This window comes from Rhodococcus sp. NPDC055024, assembly GCF_053608585.1.
Genome location: NZ_JBSGVT010000001.1, coordinates 707,560 through 725,354, shown reverse-complemented (window position 1 = coordinate 725,354; position 17,795 = coordinate 707,560). Strand labels below are relative to the sequence as shown.

At 63.4% G+C, this 17,795-nt stretch carries 16 protein-coding genes; 8 read left to right on the top strand and 8 right to left on the bottom strand.

Annotation, left to right across the window (positions count from 1 at the left end; all coding sequences use genetic code 11):
- The first annotated feature begins 117 nt into the window (after positions 1-117).
- The gene (locus tag ACWF6P_RS03310; protein ID WP_378448469.1) at positions 118-417 is read left to right on the top strand and encodes a helix-turn-helix transcriptional regulator; all 300 of its coding nucleotides are present in this window, start codon (positions 118-120) and stop codon (positions 415-417) included.
- A gap of 2 nt (positions 418-419) precedes the next feature.
- On the opposite strand, the gene ACWF6P_RS03305 is transcribed toward ACWF6P_RS03310, so the two are convergent.
- The 3 genes from ACWF6P_RS03305 to ACWF6P_RS03295 form a co-directional block, all read right to left on the bottom strand.
- Positions 420-1,997 (bottom strand): glycosyltransferase family 87 protein, encoded by a 1,578-nt coding sequence (locus ACWF6P_RS03305; RefSeq protein WP_378530127.1) that lies wholly within the window; start codon positions 1,995-1,997, stop codon positions 420-422.
- Positions 1,998-2,036: 39 nt separating this feature from the next.
- Positions 2,037-4,187, bottom strand: a complete 2,151-nt coding sequence (locus ACWF6P_RS03300; RefSeq protein ID WP_452620437.1) for a transglycosylase domain-containing protein — start codon at positions 4,185-4,187, stop codon at positions 2,037-2,039.
- 577 nt (positions 4,188-4,764) lie between these two features.
- The gene (locus ACWF6P_RS03295; protein ID WP_042448217.1) at positions 4,765-5,184 is read right to left on the bottom strand and encodes a DUF5318 family protein; all 420 of its coding nucleotides are present in this window, start codon (positions 5,182-5,184) and stop codon (positions 4,765-4,767) included.
- A 128-nt stretch (positions 5,185-5,312) separates the two neighbouring features.
- On the opposite strand from ACWF6P_RS03295, the gene ACWF6P_RS03290 reads away from it, so the two are divergent.
- From ACWF6P_RS03290 to ACWF6P_RS03265, 6 genes are all read left to right on the top strand, one after another.
- Entirely contained in the window at positions 5,313-6,152 is an 840-nt protein-coding gene (locus ACWF6P_RS03290) for a DUF1707 SHOCT-like domain-containing protein (protein ID WP_452619957.1), read from the top strand.
- A gap of 9 nt (positions 6,153-6,161) precedes the next feature.
- The gene (locus tag ACWF6P_RS03285; protein WP_378650239.1) at positions 6,162-6,983 is read left to right on the top strand and encodes a DUF1707 SHOCT-like domain-containing protein; all 822 of its coding nucleotides are present in this window, start codon (positions 6,162-6,164) and stop codon (positions 6,981-6,983) included.
- 9 nt (positions 6,984-6,992) lie between these two features.
- Positions 6,993-7,763, top strand: a complete 771-nt coding sequence (locus ACWF6P_RS03280; protein ID WP_378541416.1) for a DUF1707 SHOCT-like domain-containing protein — start codon at positions 6,993-6,995, stop codon at positions 7,761-7,763.
- A 116-nt stretch (positions 7,764-7,879) separates the two neighbouring features.
- Positions 7,880-8,443, top strand: a complete 564-nt coding sequence (locus ACWF6P_RS03275) for a PadR family transcriptional regulator (RefSeq protein WP_003946014.1) — start codon at positions 7,880-7,882, stop codon at positions 8,441-8,443.
- Positions 8,436-9,539 carry an inositol-3-phosphate synthase gene (locus ACWF6P_RS03270; RefSeq protein WP_378448474.1) on the top strand — a complete coding sequence of 368 codons (1,104 nt, stop codon included), beginning with the start codon at positions 8,436-8,438 and terminating at the stop codon, positions 9,537-9,539. Before ACWF6P_RS03275 ends, ACWF6P_RS03270 begins: the two co-directional genes overlap by 8 nt.
- Before the next feature lie 143 nt (positions 9,540-9,682).
- Positions 9,683-10,741 (top strand): isopenicillin N synthase family dioxygenase, encoded by a 1,059-nt coding sequence (locus ACWF6P_RS03265; protein WP_378530119.1) that lies wholly within the window; start codon positions 9,683-9,685, stop codon positions 10,739-10,741.
- 7 nt (positions 10,742-10,748) lie between these two features.
- Here the strand turns inward: ACWF6P_RS03265 and ACWF6P_RS03260 are convergent, their stop codons facing one another.
- Positions 10,749-12,866 carry an oxidoreductase gene (locus tag ACWF6P_RS03260; RefSeq protein ID WP_452619956.1) on the bottom strand — a complete coding sequence of 706 codons (2,118 nt, stop codon included), beginning with the start codon at positions 12,864-12,866 and terminating at the stop codon, positions 10,749-10,751.
- Between the two features lie 59 nt (positions 12,867-12,925).
- Positions 12,926-14,311, bottom strand: a complete 1,386-nt coding sequence (gene pdxR, locus ACWF6P_RS03255; RefSeq protein ID WP_452619955.1) for a MocR-like pyridoxine biosynthesis transcription factor PdxR — start codon at positions 14,309-14,311, stop codon at positions 12,926-12,928.
- A gap of 82 nt (positions 14,312-14,393) precedes the next feature.
- Here pdxR and ACWF6P_RS03250 point away from each other — a divergent pair, with 82 nt between their 5' ends.
- Positions 14,394-15,089: a pyridoxamine 5'-phosphate oxidase family protein gene (locus ACWF6P_RS03250; RefSeq protein WP_452619954.1), complete on the top strand. Its 696-nt coding sequence runs from the start codon at positions 14,394-14,396 to the stop codon at positions 15,087-15,089.
- Between the two features lie 82 nt (positions 15,090-15,171).
- On the opposite strand, the gene ACWF6P_RS03245 is transcribed toward ACWF6P_RS03250, so the two are convergent.
- Genes ACWF6P_RS03245 through ACWF6P_RS03235 form a run of 3 tightly spaced genes read right to left on the bottom strand, consistent with a single transcriptional unit; the run spans position 15,172 to position 17,752 of the window.
- Positions 15,172-16,410: a DUF222 domain-containing protein gene (locus ACWF6P_RS03245; RefSeq protein ID WP_452619953.1), complete on the bottom strand. Its 1,239-nt coding sequence runs from the start codon at positions 16,408-16,410 to the stop codon at positions 15,172-15,174.
- 59 nt (positions 16,411-16,469) lie between these two features.
- The gene (locus ACWF6P_RS03240; protein ID WP_378639765.1) at positions 16,470-17,285 is read right to left on the bottom strand and encodes a slipin family protein; all 816 of its coding nucleotides are present in this window, start codon (positions 17,283-17,285) and stop codon (positions 16,470-16,472) included.
- The gene (locus ACWF6P_RS03235) at positions 17,282-17,752 is read right to left on the bottom strand and encodes an NfeD family protein (protein WP_378639762.1); all 471 of its coding nucleotides are present in this window, start codon (positions 17,750-17,752) and stop codon (positions 17,282-17,284) included. The genes ACWF6P_RS03240 and ACWF6P_RS03235 overlap by 4 nt, the downstream gene beginning before the upstream one ends.
- Positions 17,753-17,795: the final 43 nt, after the last annotated feature.

Below are 17,795 nucleotides of genomic sequence, written 5' to 3'. Positions count from 1 at the left end.
CCGTTCCACTGAGACGCCGCCATCGAAATACTCGATCTCAGTCGCGCCCGAAGTCAGCAGCCCTTCTGCAAATACGGCAGTCGACGCCCATTCCCTCCGTCGAAAGGCGCTACTCGCATGTCTGCAATCGGCATTTCTTCGAAGATCGAGGCAAACGTGTCCCGAGTCGGCAACCCCAAGCACGGCAAGCACAAGCCGAAGCTGAGCGTCCGCGAGATCGAAGTCCTTCTCGCCTGGCTTCGTTCGGATTCCAAGTCCGAGGTCGCCGAGACACTCGGCCTACGCGTCAGCACCGTAAACACACACATCACTCGGATCCGCACGAAGTACAGCGACGTCGGCCGGCCCGCACCCACGAAGGCAGCGTTGTTCGCCCGCGCGGTTCAGGACGGGTACACCACCCTCGACGAGTGGTGAACTCAGACCGTGACGGGTTCCGGTTCCTTTGCCTTGGACGGCTTCAGCCAACCGGGTAGCCAGGCAGGCTGTTTGTCCGGCGCCTGATCGAGAACACCGCCCGCCGGATCGTCGATGAACCCGTATCGCACAAGATCTTCCGACGGGCGGTAGATCTGCCGCAGCACCAGCGCGCACAGAACAAGCACCGCGATGTCCCGGATCACGACGGTTCCGGTGAACCACTGCTCCGGCAGACCCTTGTTGGACACCCCGAGGTAATACATCATTCGTGGAACCCAGACCAGGGCGTCGATGGTCATCCACGCAAGCAACAGCCTGCGGTGCGGCAACGCCAACACGGCCAGCGGCACCAGCCACAGCGAATACTGCGGGCTCCACACCTTGTTGGTGATCAGGAAGCCCGCGACGAGCAGGAAGCACAATTGCGCTACGCGCGGACGACGCTGCGCCGTCAGGGCGACGTAGCCGACACCGATGCAGACGGCGACAAACAGCAGCAGGGAGACGGCGTTGAGATTCGACGGCGACTCACCTTGCGCGAGGGGACCGTCGAGGCCCTTCCACGACGTGAACGACGCGATCACGTTGTAGAGGGAATCCGGATCAGCCCCGCGCTCGGAGTTGAGACGGAAGAACTCGTACCAACCGTGGGGGTACAGCGCGGCGATCGGCAGGTTCACCGCAAGCCAGGCCGCGACGGCGCTGAGAGCGGTCACCAGCCAGTCCCGCGTCTTGCCCGCACGCAGACACAAGACGAAAAGCGGTCCGAGTAGGAGCAGCGGGTACAGCTTCGCGGCGCCGCCGAGGCCGAGCAGAATTCCCGCGAGTACCGGACGCTTACGTGCCCACGCCAACAACCCGCCGGCCGCGAACGCCGTCGCCAACGGATCGAAGTTCGTGAACACGTGCACGATCACCAACGGGGAACAGGCGATCAGCGCGCCGTCCCACACTCGTCGTCCGGCCAGCAGGGTGCTCGCCCACACGGTGACCAGCCACGCCAATGCCAACCCGAATGCGACAACGTTGAAATAGAGCGCCACCTGAATCGCGCCCGGCAGCCAGGTGATCGAATCCCACGCCTTGGCGACCTTCATCGCGCCGTACTGATAGAGCCCCGAGATGACCGGATACTCCATGTACCGCATCTGGATCGAACCGTCGCCGCGCACTTCTTCCCACGACGTCTTGTACGGGAAGGCGCCTTGATCGAGGCGTTCGGCTCCGTACAGCGGAACGGTGTCGGAGTAACACATCGCCACGTACTGACGGCTGCCGCTCCAGTCGAGGCCGACCTGCCCGCTCTCGCCGACCGGCGACTGCTGAATACAACCGGCCTTCGCGAACCAGCCGAAAGCCAAGAACACCACGGCGAGCAGGAGGATCACTCGCATCGGTGTGAAGAAGCGGGTGCGTCCGATCAGTGCGTGACGACCTACCGGACCTCCGACGGTTCCCGACAGCGCAGACACCAACGCATCGTTGCGACTGGGAACGTCCCGCCAATCCGCCGAACGAAGATCTTCGGCCAGCGGAGCGGGGGAGGTCGGTTCGGCATCATCAGCATTCGCGGCCACTCCGCGAGGTTACCGTCTTTCGAACCGACCACCCTCCAACTACTGGCCGGGGCTCACACCTGCCGGTTCTTCCTCGGTGGTCTCGCCTGCCCCCGGTACCTGCGGCGTGGTTGTCGTCGGCCGGGAGATGCCAGGAATCGGGATGGTGATGCCCGGCAGAACCTCGACCTGCGTCGTCGTCACCACAGGCGGCGGAGTGGTTTCCGTCGTCGTCGGTGTGGTGGTCGGCGGCGCCGACGTCTTGGGCGGTGCGGGTGCCGTGTACTCCGGAACACCACCGGCTTGGCCGTTGATCTTGCCCGGCGTCGGGAACTTCTCGTTGTCGGTGCCGTCGAGGGCGCCGTCCATCGTGTCCTTCCAGATGTCCGAAGGCAGACCCGAGCCGTAGATCATCGCGCCACCGGAATTGGTGATCGCTTCACCGTCGGGCGTTCCGACCCAGACCGCGGTCGAGAGTGACGGCGTGTAGCCGACCATCCACGCGTCCTTGTTGGCTCCGGTGTCACCGAGCTGCGCGGTACCTGTCTTCGACGCCGACAGACGTCCGCCGGCCAGGTTGTGACCGCGTGAGTACGCCGCGATCGGCTGCATCGCAGCCGTCACGTTGTCCGCCACGGCAGCGTCGATGCGGTCCTCACCCGCGGGTGCGCCGCGGTCCAGCAGCACGGTGCCGTCGGCCGCGACGACCTTCTGTACGAAGTGCGGTGCGTGATAAGTACCGGACGCGGCGAGCGTCGCGTACGACGACGCCATGTCGAGCACGCGGGCCTGGTACTGGCCGAGCACGATGCCGTTGTTGGGACCGGAACCGTCACCCTCGGTGAGCGACGGGCCGACGCCCGGGATGTCCTTCGGGATACCTGCCTTGTGAGCGATGTCCGCGATTGCCTGCGGGCCGTTGCCGTCGAGGCTGAGCATCTGACGGTAGAAGCTGGTGTTCAGCGAACGCTTGAGTGCTTCGGCGATGGTGCAGGTGCCGCAGCTTTCACCTTCGACGTTGCCGATGGAGATGCCGTTGACGGTCAGCGGCGAGCTGTCGTACATCTGCGAGAGCGGAATTCCCTGATCCAGGGCGGCTGCGAGACCGAACACCTTGAACGAGGAACCGGTCTGAAGTCCGGCATTCGCGAAGTCGTATCCCGCGCCGTCCTCACCGCCGTAGTACGCCTTGACCGCTCCGGTCTTCGGGTCGACCGAGACCACTGCGGTGCGCAGATTCTCCGGCTCACCCTTCATGTTGGAACGCGCTGCCTCGACCGCTGCGGCTTGCGCCTGCGGGTCGATGGTCGTGGTGATCTGCAGACCCTCGGTGTTGAGCAACTGCTCGCTGATTCCGGCGTCGCCGATCTCCTTGAGCACCTGACGCTTGATCAGGCCCTCGGGTCCGGTCGAGCCCTGGCTGCTGTTGTCGACCTGGGCGAGCGGGATGTAACCGGGGTACTGCATCGGCGTGCGCGCAGCCTGATCCAGCGTGCCGGCGGACACCATGCCGTCGAGCACGTAGTTCCAACGAGACTTGGCACCGGTCGGGTTGGTTTCGGGATCGAGGAGCGACGGAAGCTGAATCGACGACGCCAGGACGGCGCCTTCCTCGATGGACAGCTGGTCGACGGGCTTACCGAAGTAGGCCTTGGAGGCGGCTTCGATTCCGTACGCACCACGACCGAAGTAGATGGTGTTCAGGTATGCGGCGAGAATGTCGTCCTTGGACCACTCGTTGGCCATCTTCGAGGAGAGAACGAGTTCCTTCATCTTTCGCGTCAGCGAACGCTCCGAGCCGACGAGCGCCGTCTTCACGTACTGCTGCGTGATGGTCGAGCCACCACCGGCGCTGTCGCGACCGAGGACGTTGTCACGGGCCGCGCGTGCGAAACCGGAGATCGAGAATCCAGGGTTCGAGTAGAAATCGCGGTCCTCCGCGGCCAGAACGGCGTTACGAACGTGCATCGGCACCTGATCGAGCGAGACCTCGACGCGGTTACCTTCGTCCGGCGGGACCACGGTGCTGATCACCGTGGTGCCGTCCGAGGCAAAGACCGTCGCCACCTGATTGGTCTTTTGGTCACCGGGCTTGGGGACGTCCTGCACGATGTACGCGGCCATGAAGGCAAGAACGGGCAGAACAAGACCGAGCGCCACCAAGACGTAGGCCGAGCGGCGAGCTGTGCGCCACTTGGACTTCTTCTTCACGGTGCTCTTTTTTCCCTTCGGGGGTTGTCCGTCATTGCCACCCCCACCGGAGCCACCAGTCGGCGGCTTCGTCGGCGGAGGTCCGACCGGCGGGCGGGTGCCCACGTTGGTTCGAGTGGTCGCTGCTGCTGCTGCGACGCGCTGGGTCGGTTCGTTTGCCTGAGCGCCGGCGGCGCGATCCCGTCCCGCGCGATCCTGTGGCGGCGGGCCGGCAGGTCGTCCCTGCGGCGGACGACCCTGCGGCGGGGGTCCGGCGGGGCGGCCCTGAGGAGGCGGGCCGGAAGGTCGACCTTGCGGCGGACGACCCTGCGGCGGGGGTCCCATCGGGCGACCTTGCGGCGGACGCCCCTGAGGGGGTGGGCCCATCGGAGGCCGACCCTGGGGCGGCGGACCCATGGGACGTCCCTGCGGCGGACGACCCTGAGGAGGTCCGGCGGGACGGTTGGGACCGACGGGACGGCCACCCGGGTTGTTGCCTCCCGGGTTGTTGTTGCTGGGGGAACTCACGAATCAAATCTCCAGTGGTCACGGACCGATCACGTGCAGACTTCGATCGGGCCCTTCTTCGGGTGTGGCGTTACTCGCTGGCGGTGCGCCGGCTTGGTGGGCGTGCTCGCCGCGGTCGCGGCGGCGCAGGTACTGCGCCGAGCACATAGGACTGCACCAAGTGGTTCCAACTGCAGGTACGGCACACCTCTACAACGTGCACCGTGAACTCCTCTGCTGTTTCCGCAAGCCGAGCGAGCTCGTCCGAGGTTCGGGCCGATCCCGAAACCTGACCGAGCTTGTCGCCGAACACCCAGGACACGAGCGTCAACTGTTCCTTGCGGCAAATGGGGCAGACGACGTCGCTGCCCCGGCCGTGGAACTTCGCGGCTCTGAGTAGGTACGGATCGGCGTCACACACTTGCTTGACGTCGGTCCTACCCGCAGACACTTCGGCCAGCACAGACCGACGCGCGAGCGCGTAGTCCACAACTTGCCGCTGTATCCGCACCTGACCAGCGTACGTGCGTCCGCGCCGCGACGGACGGTTCGGGAGGGTCACGATGAACACATTTCGGGGGCTGGGGGTACGGCGACCAGCCATTACGATCACTTCCTGTGAAGTCTTCCCGTTCTCCGATGACGCGTGCTCGTGATCTCGATCGCGTCGAAACGTGCAATGTGTTGGAAGCTGCATACGCCGAAGGGCAGTTGAGCGCGGAGGACTACTTCGAACGGACCGAGAAGGCGAAGTCCGCGAAGACCCTGCTCGCGCTCGCACGCCTGGTCAACGATCTGCAGGTGCCGAAGATCGAGACCAGAACGGCGCCTCGGACGTCGACGACACGAAAGGCCGGGTACCTCGGTGCTGCTGCTCTGATCGTCGTCGGCGCGATCGCCGCGGTGGCGTGGAGTCGGTCACCGTTGACGCCCTCGGAAGACATCACAGCCAGTTATGCCAGCACTACTTCCCTGGCTCCGCCCTTGCCGACCACCACCCCGGTGCCGGAGCCCACCGTCGAACCGATCCTGATCGCACACATCGACACGTTGACGCCGGAAGGAATCGGAGCATTCATCGAGAGGTATCGAGAAGATTTCGGCGACATGTTCGTCGACGGCGCGAGCTTCCACGGCGACTACTCCTCGGTGAGCCGGGCGGTCCCCGACGCTCCCGCTCTCACCGAGTCCATCAGTTTTCGCGACGGCTTCGAGCGGGATGTGACATCCACTCCACGACGAACTGGCCAGCCGACCTTCGACCTCGGTTCCATCCAGATCGACAAACTCGCGCCGTACATGGCGAACATCGGCGGCTATGTCAACGTTTCGGACGCCGCGATCACGCACTTGATCATGGATGCGAACTACGGCGTCCCGGAGATCGCGATCTATGCGGAGAACGGACTCGGCCACCAAGGACGCATCGAAGTCACGCCGTGGGGCGAGATCTCTCGTTCCTACCCGTACGGAAGCTAGGGTGAGCCGGTGAGTGGGTCCCCGACTACTACCTCCACGCGCACCCGCGCGCGCGACGTCGACCGTTCCGACACCTGTGCCGTTCTCGACTCCGCCCTGTCCGACGGACAGATCACGGCGGACGAGCATGCGAACCGAACGGCATCGGCCATGACCGCGACCACTCTCGGCCAGCTCGATCTACTGGTCCGCGATCTGCAGAAAGCGACGCTGCGTAACGCCGTCGCCAAAGTTCGTCGTATCGACAAGATCTGGTACCTCGCGGCCGCTTCGGTTGTCTTCGCGGGCATGATCGGGTTCCTCACCTTGTCCGCCGACGATTCACCCCCACCGCCTCCACCGGCTGCAGCCGAACCGGTCGGACCGCTTGCCCCCATTGTGAGTTCGACGCTGAACACGGTCACTGCAAGCGGGATCGGGGAATTCATCACCAGATACAGCGCCAAGTACGGCACGACGATGATCGATTCCGCCAACTTCTACGACGGCCATGCAAGCGTCACTCGCGCCGCCGCTGTCTCGCCGAATCTGGAGGAGGACATCGACTTTCGTGGAGGCTTCACACCAGGCGACAGCACGTCGACCCGGGCGGCCAGCACGACTACCTTCGACCTCGCCTCGGTCGACATCGACAAACTCGCCGGATACCTGGCCGGAGCGTCCGCCAATCTCAACGTCCCCGACGCCAAGGTCTCACACATCAGCATGAGTTCGTCGGGCCAAGATCCACGTATTTCCATCTACGTGGACAACGAACTCGGCGCGAGCGGCTCGATGGAGCTGACCCCGGATGGCCGCCCGATCCGCTTGTCTCCCTTCACTCCTCGATAGGCCTCGGACATGCCGAACGATCTGACCCGGACCACCCGTGCTCGCGACGCCGACCGCGAGGCCACCTGCGCAGTGCTGGACTCCGCCTTCGCCGACGGGCAACTCACCGCGGCCGAGCACGACGAATTGACCGAACTCGCCGCGGTTGCAGTCACTCTCGGCGATCTCGAAGAATTGACGTTCGATCTGCAGACCGAGGCGTCCCTACCCGTTCTTCGGAAAGAACCTTCGCTGGACACGCGTTGGATCGCCGTTGTGATCATCGCTCTGTCACTGGTCTCGGCTATCGGTTTCGGAATCAAATACGCCGCGTCCGACGTCACGATCTTCTCCAGCCCCGAGCCACAGTTGCACACCGTCGACGGCCTCGGTGCGATGTTCCGTGCCATCGAAACGGAGTACGGCAGCGGACTGGTCGACGAGATGACCATCTATCCCACTTACGCACGCGTAACGCGCGCCGATCCTGCCGCGCCGCGCAAGAGCCTGGACAGCTACTACCGAGGCGATCTCGAGGACACGACTTCAGGAGGATCGCGCGAACCCGACGTGGCACAGATCGACGTCACACAGCTCGATCCTCGCATCGTGATCGCCCTGCTCGACGGCGCCGGAACAACGACGTCGGTGCAAAATCCGACCACTCGATACGTCTCGGTCGACAGCACCGAAAATGTTCCGACCATCCAGATTCACGTCGGCAACGACCTCGACGAGAGCGGGTACCTGACCGCTGCCCTCGACGGCGAAATCATGTCGATTTACCCGTTCAAGCCCTGATCTAGCCGTGACACCTTGGTACACGTATCAGGCCGCAGTGTGGTTTTATATATCGGCGCGATATAGTTGGTTATCGCATCAAGCGGTTAGGTTCAACGACTCGGGAGGTTTGTCAGTTGCTCGAACTCGCAATCCTCGGGCTGCTCCTCGAGTCACCGATGCACGGATACGAGCTGCGTAAGCGGCTCACTGGTCTGCTCGGCGCATTCCGCGCGTTCTCGTACGGATCGCTGTACCCGGCACTGCGGCGCATGCAAGCCGACGGATTGATCTCGGAAGACGTCGACACTGCGACCGGCACTCTCAAGCGTCGGGCGCGTCGCGTCTACCAGCTCACTCCGGAAGGTCGGCAACGGTTCACCGAACTGGTCGCCGACACCGGGCCGCAGAACTACACCGACGACGGTTTCGGCGTTCATCTCGCCTTCTTCAGTCGCACCCCCGCAGAAGCGCGGATGCGAATCCTCGAAGGCAGGCGACGTCAAGTCGAGGAGCGCCGCGAGGGGCTCCGCGAGGCCGTCGGTCGGGCCAGCGGATCGCTGGACCGCTATACCCGTCAGCTCCATCAGCTCGGACTCGAATCGAGTGAGCGCGAAGTGCGTTGGCTCAACGAATTGATCGCAGCCGAGCAATCGACAACAGGAACATCCCGGAAAGAAGGAGAACCCGACCATGGGTGAGAACAGCACCGCGGTGCGCGTAGCCATTGTGGGCGTGGGTAACTGCGCCTCGTCCCTGGTTCAGGGCGTCCACTACTACAAGGATGCCGACGAGACCCAGACGGTCCCCGGCCTCATGCACGTCAAGTTCGGTAAGTACCACGTCCGCGACGTGCAGTTCGTCGCTGCATTCGACGTCGACGCCAAGAAGGTCGGCTTCGACCTCTCCGAGGCGATCCTCGCGAGCGAGAACAACACCATCAAGATCGCCGACGTCCCGCCGCTGGACGTTCCCGTGCTGCGTGGCCCGACCCTCGACGGCATCGGCAAGTACTACGCCGAGACCATCGAGCTGTCCGACGCCGAGCCCGTCGACGTCGTCAAGGCACTCAAGGACGCCAAGGTCGACGTCCTCGTTTCCTACCTGCCCGTCGGTTCCGACGACGCTGACAAGTTCTACGCACAGTGCGCGATCGACGCAGGCGTTGCATTTGTCAACGCCCTGCCCGTCTTCATCGCTTCCGACCCGGAGTGGGCTGCGAAGTTCAAGGACGCCGGCGTCCCGATCGTCGGTGACGACATCAAGAGCCAGGTCGGCGCCACCATCACCCACCGCGTGATGGCGAAGCTGTTCGAAGACCGCGGCGTCGTGCTGGACCGCACCTACCAGCTCAACGTCGGTGGAAACATGGACTTCAAGAACATGCTCGAGCGTGATCGCCTGGAGTCCAAGAAGGTTTCCAAGACGCAGGCTGTGACGTCCAACCTGACCGGTGCACTTGCCGGCAAGGTTCACGACCGCAACGTCCACATCGGTCCCTCGGATTACGTGGAGTGGCTCGACGACCGCAAGTGGGCATACGTCCGCCTCGAAGGCCGTGCCTTCGGTGACGCTCCCTTGAACCTGGAGTACAAGCTCGAGGTCTGGGATTCGCCCAACTCTGCCGGCATCATCATCGACGCCGTCCGCGCAGCCAAGATCGCCAAGGACCGCGGCATCGGTGGACCGGTTTACCCGGCTTCCGCCTACCTGATGAAGTCCCCGCCGGTCCAGATGGCTGACGACAAGGCTCGCACCGAGCTCGAGGCCTTCATCATCGGAGCCGATGAGGCGTAATTCGACTCAAACTGATTCGGGGTCTTGCGCCAACGGCGCAAGGCCCCGATTCTGTTATCCGCAGGGTGTTTCCGCATCCGCGCGGGTAATCACGTCTGCGGCTGCTGAATCGCCGCGCGGGTCCGTGTGCCGATCAGCGTGGAATGATGGACATCAGAACCATCACACGGATCGAGGACCCCATGTCGATTACGTCGCTGCCAGTGCTCGATCTGTCTCTGGCGCAGAACCCCGACACAGCCGAGCAGTTCCGCACTCAGCTCCGCGAGGCCACCCACGAGGTCGGATTCTTCTATCTCGTCGGCCACGGAATTCCCGACGACCTGCAGCGACGCCTCCTCGACGTCGCCCGCGAGTTCTTCGCGCTTCCGACTGCCGAGAAGCTCGCGATCGAGAACGTCCGCAGCCCGCACTTCCGTGGGTACACCCGGCTCGGCGGTGAACTGACCGAAGGCAAGCAGGACTGGCGCGAGCAGATCGACATCGGCGCCGAACAGCCCGCGGCCGAGCGCACCGACACCTCACCGGCCTGGGAGATCCTGCAGGGTCCGAACCAGTGGCCCGACGCCCTTCCCGAACTCCGCGACGTCATCACCGAGTGGAACGACACGCTCACCTCGATCGCATTGAGCCTCTTGCGCGAATGGGCGGTAGCGCTGGGGCAGGACGCAAACATCTTCGACGACGCGTTCGCTCACGATCCGTCGATACTCATCAAAGTGGTTCGTTACCCCGGACGCCCGGAAGGTGCCGGCTCCCAGGGCGTCGGCGGGCACAAGGACGCGGGCGTGCTGACTCTGCTCTATGTCGAACCAGGCAAGGGTGGTCTGCAGGTCGAGCACGACGGCGACTGGATCGACGCACCGCCGATCGACGGGGCGCTGGTGGTCAACATCGGCGAACTGCTCGAAGTGGCAACCGGCGGCTACCTGAAAGCGACTGTGCACCGCGTAGTTTCACCCGAAGGTGACGGTGAACGTATCTCGGTGCCGTTCTTCTTCAACCCGAACTATGCGGCACAGATCCCGGAGTTCGACCTACCGCCCGAACTCGCGGCGCGCGCCACCGGCGTCACCGTGGACGCGAACAACCCGATCCACGATTCCTACGGGGCGAACGCCCTCAAGAGTCGACTACGCGCGCATCCAGATGTCGCGGCCCGATGGTGGCCGGATATCGTTGCGGCACAAAGCGCTACCTGAAGCTGAACTACAGGTCCATCGCAACTTTCCACGCCGTGTGCATCGCACCTTCGATGTAGTCGACGTTCACCGCGTCACCAACGACATGCACGTCGGAGACGACGCCGATCAGAGCGTCGGCCAGTGGCGCCTGCGCCGACACACCCGAAGCGACGACAACCATGTCGGCCGAAGCTGTCAGTGTCTTGTCACCGGAACGGAATTCGACGTGCTCCTTGGTGATTCGCTGCACCGTTGAATTGCGGTGAATGTTCACACCGACATGCTTGGCGTGACGCACAGCCGTCCAGCGGCGCGGCATCGCCATCGGAATGCCCAACTGCTGGCCTTCTTCGATCAGCGTCACATTGCGACCGCGCTCGGCCAGGAACTCCGCAAGCTCGAGTCCGACAAGCGAACCACCGATCACCACGACGTCCTTGCCCATGGGCAGGAATTTGCGAGTCACAGCTCGGATCGCCGCGGGACTCTTGGTGATACCGGACAGCTTGCCCAACTTGGCCATCGTCCGCAGGAACGGCGGTACCTGGGAGACATCGCCGGCGCCGGTCATCAAGGCGCGCAACGAGTCACCGGTATGTACGTGCGCGAGATCGCCGCCCGGAACACTCGGCCGCTCACGAACTGCACCCGTAGCCACGACGACGGCGTCGGGGTTCAGTGCCCGGATCGAGGCGACCGAGGCTTCGGTCTTCAGTCGAACATCGACACCGAGACGCTCGATTTCCACTTTCAACCAGCTGAGCAGACGCCCGTTGTCCGGGGTAGTGAGGCTCGAGAACCACAGGGTGCCGCCGAGGCGATCGGACTTGTCCAACACCGTGACTCGGTGCCCACGTTCAGCTGCCACGCGGGCCGTCTCGAGACCGCCGGGGCCCGCGCCGACCACAACAACGTGCTTCGCAGTGCTGGTGCGAACGAAGGGGAGCAGCGCCTCGTTGCCGAGTGCAGGGTTGACAGCGCACAGCGGGGTCTCGTCCCAGAAGTTCTCCTGCACGCAGACGTAGCAATTGATGCATGGCCGAACACGCTCGGGTGCACCGTCTTTGAGCTTGTTCACCAACTGTGGGTCTGCCAGCAGCTGACGGCCCATTGCGGCGAAGTCCGTGCGGCCTTCCGCGATCATCTTCTCGCCGACCTCGGGGAGCATACGTCCGACGGTGATCACGGGAATCGAGATCGCCTGCTTGATTCGAGTTGCATTGTCGGTGTAGTAGCCGACCTTGTCGGGCAGGGGGCCGTCGGTGAAGTTGGCAAAAGCATTCAGTGCGGTACCGGTGACATGGATGGCGTCGGCGCCGGCCTGTTCGAACATCTTCGCGGCCGCAGCAGCCTCGTCGACCGTCAGCCCGTCGGTTTCCCCATACTCTTGACCGGCCAGACGCACGATGACGGCCAGCGAACCGCCGACCTCCTCCTTGACCGCCCGAATAACCTCGCAAGCCAGGCGAGCACGGTTCTCCATCGAACCTCCGTACTCGTCGCTGCGCTGATTCGTGTACCGACTCAGGAACGCTCCAAGGACGTAGTTATGGGCACAGTGAATCTCGACGGCGTCGCCGCCCGCCGCCTTCACCCGTCCGGCAGCCTCGGCGAACATGCGGACCAGCCAATCAAGATCTTCCTTGGTGGCCTCGTGGTAGGTCGCCCTCTTGCCCTCGTTGATGGCAGCCATCTTGCCCAGTTCCTCGGGTGTGCAATCGGCCATCGCACTCATGTCACCCGGCAGCTTCGGCGTGGACGGGACCAACTGCGGTCGGCCGTCGAGGGTATCGATGCGCGCCACCTTGCCGTGGTGTGTCATCTGCACACAGAGCTTGCTGCCCGCGTCGTGCACCGCGTCGGCCAATGCTTTGAGTCCGGGGATGAACCGGTCTTCCGAGAGCCCCGGTTCCTTGCGGCTGGTGCAGCCCAGCGGATACGCAACAGCGCAGCAACCGGTGATGATCAGACCCGTTCCACCGGCCGCGCGCGCCACGAAGTGGTCGATGTCGCCCTTTTCGATTTCCCCGTCTTCACACAGATTCATGTCCATGGCAGGGAGAACGACGCGATTGGGCACCGTCATCGGGCCGATAGCGCCTGGTGCGAGCAGGTGCGGAAAGGTCTGGCTTCGGATCGTCACGAGTGGACGCTAGAACTCGACGACGCCCGTCCGTTGCCGCACTCCCGATGATCGAGACTTCACGCGCTGTGACGTGAGAGGCACTCGGCTATCACCGCGAGCGCATATTCGAGGTCTGCGGATTCCACCCGCCCGTAGCCGATGACCAATCCGCCGGGGTCTCCGTGCGTTCGGGTGGACTCGACCAGGGTGGGCACTTCGACGCCGTGTTCGAGTGCCTCGCGGGCAACGACCTCTGCCAAATCTGCGTCGAGTATGAGCGTCGTATGCATGCCGGCGCCGAGTCCGCGCAGTTCGCCGAACGGTGACAGCGCCTCCTCCACTGCACGATCTCGTTCGCGGTACCGACGACGTGCCGTGCGCACCGCCCGATCCCATTCGCCGTCACGGAGTAGGGACAGGAGTGCTTGCTGCAGCGGAGCCGAGGGGAAGTCGCCGATTCGCTTGCGGTGTACTGCTATGCGGTCGACCAATTCGAGAGGAGCTACCAACCAGCCCAGTCGAATTCCCGCGCCGAGCGTCTTGGCAACCGTGCCGAGATACACCACCCGGTCCGGAGCCAACTGCGCAAGCGCAGGCAAAGGTGCTACGTCGTAGCGGAATTCGGAGTCGTAGTCGTCTTCGAACAGGACAACATCGCGGGCTCGAGCGAAGTCGATCAACTGATTACGACGACGGACGGGAAGCAGCCCTCCGGTCGGATACTGGTGGGACGGTGTCACATACACGCCACGAACGTCCTCCGGTGCCGATTCGAGTTGGTCCACACAGAGACCGTGCGCATCAACCGGCACGTCCAGTAACGACCATCCGCATGCCGTTGCGGCCGAGGATGCGTAACGATATCCAGGATCTTCCATCGCCAGGACTGCACCACTGGTGCGTAACGCCGACAGGGCCAGGCCGAGGCCGTGGGTGGCACCCGAGGTGATCAGGATTCGCTCGGGTTCGACCGACATACCTCGGGCCCTCGCCAGCAATTGCGATAGTGCCGAGCGTAATTCGTAGTCACCCGCGGGATCGGGATCCTCGAATGGTGGTGGCTTGGCCCCGACGTCTCGCCACGCTCGACGCCACGCTGCCGACGCGCGCGGCGGCGTCCACGGCACACCGGGCCGAAGCCGCACCCTGGGCAACACCTTCTCGGCGGGCTTCGCGGTCGTAGTCGTGGGAGTGACCACGGGGGAGGGCGCCTCGGCAACGAAGGTGCCCGAACCGTGCACAGCGACCAGCCATCCCTCTGCGATCAACTGCTCATACGCCCGTTCCACGACGCCCCGCGCCACCGCGAGCTCTGACGCCAGCTTCCGGGAGCTGGGTAACCGCAGACCGACCGCCGCCTGACCACTGCGGATGTCAGCTCTGAGATGGTCGGCGACCTGGACCGGAAGCGCCCGCCGATCCGTCCGGTCGAGGACTACGGCTACCGCCGAAGGAAGAAACATCAGAACCTTTCCAAAGTGGCCTATCGAAGTCTCCACTGATTGGATCATGACTTGAAGCCACTTTGCCAGCAGCATTGTCTGCATGACAGATTCCGTTGTCCTCACCGTCCCAGCAGTTATTGCACCGCTGTCCCCGACAGCACGTACGACGCACAAGCGGGCCCGCCACCACGGTGTCGCGGAACGAGCAGCCCTCGTCGACGTATTGCAGTCCGCGAAGCTGTGCCATATGGGCGTGACCGTCGGCGGAGTTCCCATGGTGTTTCCCACCGCCTACGGGTTCGACCTCGACGGCCCCGACCGCGGTGGGTCTATCTATGTTCACGGTTCAGTGGCTTCACGGAGCTTGGCTCCCGACAGCGAAATCTGCATCACCATCACGATCCTCGACGGACTCGTGTTGGCTCGGTCGGGCTTTCATCATTCGATGAACTACCGCAGCGGAATCATCGTCGGATCACCTCGAGTCGTGACCGACGGCGACGAGCGAGTGAAGGCGCTGAATCTGATCGTCGACCAGGTGGTTCCCGGTCGTTCCCAGCATCTTCGGGATCACACGCGCAAGGAAATGGCGGCTACCGTGGTTCTTGCACTGCCGTTGTACGAGGCTTCCGTCAAGGCCCGCGCCGGCGGGCCCGGTGACGATGCCGCCGACATCGGTGTCGAAACCGTTTGGGCTGGAGTAGTTCCTGCATCCACGCTCTTCGGTGAACCAATTCCGTCTGACGATCTCGACTCCAACGTCGAGCTACCGGAACATATCTCGACGATGGTCTGATCCCACTCGCGAGTCCGACAACACACGTCGAGCACCGGGGCATGGTGATGCCCCGGTGCTCGCGTCTGCAGTTTGTGCCCGTTCAGGCGGCTGTGGGTGGACTGTTCCCGCCGATCGGCTGCTGATACGGATCAACGGACATCGGCGGATAGAACACCGTTTTTCGATCGGGGCCGATCTCGACTCGCCACTGCGTGTGGTGCAGTGTCCGATGATGATGGCCACACAACAAGACCAGGTTGTCGAGATCTGTTGGGCCACCATCATTCCAGTGAACAATATGATGGGCATCGCACCATCCCGACGGTGTCCCGCACCCTGGAAACGCGCACCCACCATCACGCACCGCCAACGCCCGCCGCTGCGGAACCGTCGCGGTCCTTGCTTCCTTGCCGCAGTCGAGCGGAACCCCGTTCTCATCCAACAAAATCCGGGTGACCGTGCAATCACACGCCAACATCCGTGCGGTGTCGATACTGATCGGGCCCACCCAATCCGTCCACGCGAACCCCAGTTCCTGAGTCGACGGCAGGAGATCCTTCAAGGCTTTGAGGTCGGTCATGTCTTTCGCCGACGCAGTCAGCGTGATGTGCGGTTTCACCCCGCCCTCGATCGGACCCAACCCCGCCCGCTCGTACCGTCGCAACAGTTCGCAGAACCCGTCCGCCCGCCGCAGCGCCGGAGTGCGAGTGTCTTTCACGCCGTCTTTCTCCGGCGTCGGCGCCGAAAGGCTCGACAGCAACGTGATCAGACGGGCCCCGTTCACGGCATCCAGATCACCCTTCACAGACACGCGCCCGTACAAGCCCTTCGACGCATAGAACTCGTTGCGCTCCGAATCCTCCCCGACCGGGACGCCGTCCTCGCGTTTTCCGAACTGCTTCTCGATCCGCCGAATCGCCGCCCGCACCGCATCACAATCGGCAATGTTCTTCGACGCCAGGTCAAGCAAAATCCCGCGGGCCTTGTCGACATCCGCCGGGGTCATGTTCTTCGGCGGATGCTGACAAAACGACGCCACCTGACGGGCCTTCAACGCATCAACGTCACCCCGGTGAAAAGCATCCGCCACAACAGGTTCGAGCAACAACAGCCGCGCCAGACTGACCAGCAGGCTGCACTCACCGATCTCCACATTCGTCGAACCATGCAACCACTGCGCGATCGCCCGAAAACCCTTCCCGACCACAGTCTCCCGGGAAAACATCTCCACGATCAACAACACCATCCGCGACTGCAACTCGTGCCGGACACGCACCAGATCCAGAACCTCACCCTTGAGGTCCTCACCATCCAGCTGCCATGCTTCCCGGCTGTCCATGCAGCAATCGTATTCGAACACAGTTTCGAATACAAGAGGTGGAGAAACGAAACTAGCTGCTAATCAACAACTTTCGCATTCCAGGCGAAACGGGCAGGTTCTTGGGTCGCGGGAGTAGCCTCGACTCGGCCGCCCATGAAGGGCCGGACAAGATCCAAGGGCAAGGGGAAGACAACGGTGGAGTTGTTCTCACTACCGATCTCGTGAAGCGTCTGCAGGTAACGCAGTTGCAGGGTGGTCGGATTGCGACTGATCACTTCTGCCGCTTCGGCCAGCTTGGCCGAAGCCTGAAACTCCGCGTCGGCGTTGATGATCTTGGCTCGCCGCTCTCGTTCAGCCTCAGCTTGCCGGGCGATGGCGCGCTGCATGTTGGCTGGAATCTCGACGTCCTTGATCTCCACGGTGGTGACTTTGACTCCCCATGGTTCGGTTTGCTGGTCGATGACCTTCTGCAAGTCCTCGTTGAGACGTTCACGTTCGGAGAGCAGCGAGTCCAACTCTGCCTTGCCGAGAATCGAGCGCAGTGTGGTCTGGGCGATCTGCGAGGTGGCAGCCAGAAAATCCTCGACCTCGACTATCGAACGGTCCGCGTCGACAACCCGGAAGTACGTGACGGCGGTGACCTTCACCGGAACGTTGTCGCGGGTGATCACCTCTTGGACCGGAATCTTCAGCGTCACGGTTCTCAGACTGACCCGCTCCATGCGATCGATGGCCGGAACCAGAATCACCAGGCCTGGGCCTTTCAAGGTGATCAGTCGACCGAGGCGGAACACGACTGCGCGCTCGTACTCGCGCAGAACTCTCACCGACATACCCACAAGGACTGCAATCAGCACAACAAACACGGACAACACAACAAGGACGGTGGTCATAGCGGCAGCTCCCACGGTTCACGACGACGCACTTTCAGAGTCAGGCCTCGAACCTGCTCCACGACGACGGATTCGCCCACGGCAGGTGCAGAATCGTCGAACCCGAATTCCATTCGAGCACTCCATAATCCGCCGTCCAGCTCGACCTGACCCTGCACACCGGTCCAACTGCGGACCGTCGCATCGGAGCCGACAAGCGACTCGGTCCCGGTACGCACGGGCGCGCGGCGCGCGGTAAGCACTTTTCGGCTCGCTACCGCCACTACGCCCAGGCCGACCACCGCAACCCCCGCCGTCACCGGAATCGCGATCAATTGGCCGATACCGTCGGACGTGAAGAGCATCCAGACGCCCGCACCGATCAGAAGAGCCCCCAGCGCACCGAGCACCCCCGCGGTTGGGGCATGCGCCTCGACCACGATCAACAGGACACCCACCAGCAGGGCAACGACACCGATCGTCGTCATCACTCGTCTCCACGCTCGCGAGGACGCGGTCACGTCGCGTAGC

Coding starts and splice junctions, on each gene's coding strand:
- ACWF6P_RS03310 (WP_378448469.1), top strand. CDS start 118: ATGTCTGCAATCGGCATTTCTTCGAAGATCGAGGCAAACGTGTCCCGA.
- ACWF6P_RS03290 (WP_452619957.1), top strand. CDS start 5,313: ATGACGCGTGCTCGTGATCTCGATCGCGTCGAAACGTGCAATGTGTTG.
- ACWF6P_RS03280 (WP_378541416.1), top strand. CDS start 6,993: ATGCCGAACGATCTGACCCGGACCACCCGTGCTCGCGACGCCGACCGC.
- ACWF6P_RS03270 (WP_378448474.1), top strand. CDS start 8,436: ATGGGTGAGAACAGCACCGCGGTGCGCGTAGCCATTGTGGGCGTGGGT.
- ACWF6P_RS03265 (WP_378530119.1), top strand. CDS start 9,683: ATGATGGACATCAGAACCATCACACGGATCGAGGACCCCATGTCGATT.
- pdxR (WP_452619955.1), bottom strand. CDS start 14,311: ATGTTTCTTCCTTCGGCGGTAGCCGTAGTCCTCGACCGGACGGATCGG.
- ACWF6P_RS03250 (WP_452619954.1), top strand. CDS start 14,394: ATGACAGATTCCGTTGTCCTCACCGTCCCAGCAGTTATTGCACCGCTG.
- ACWF6P_RS03245 (WP_452619953.1), bottom strand. CDS start 16,410: ATGGACAGCCGGGAAGCATGGCAGCTGGATGGTGAGGACCTCAAGGGT.
- ACWF6P_RS03240 (WP_378639765.1), bottom strand. CDS start 17,285: ATGACCACCGTCCTTGTTGTGTTGTCCGTGTTTGTTGTGCTGATTGCA.
- ACWF6P_RS03235 (WP_378639762.1), bottom strand. CDS start 17,752: ATGACGACGATCGGTGTCGTTGCCCTGCTGGTGGGTGTCCTGTTGATC.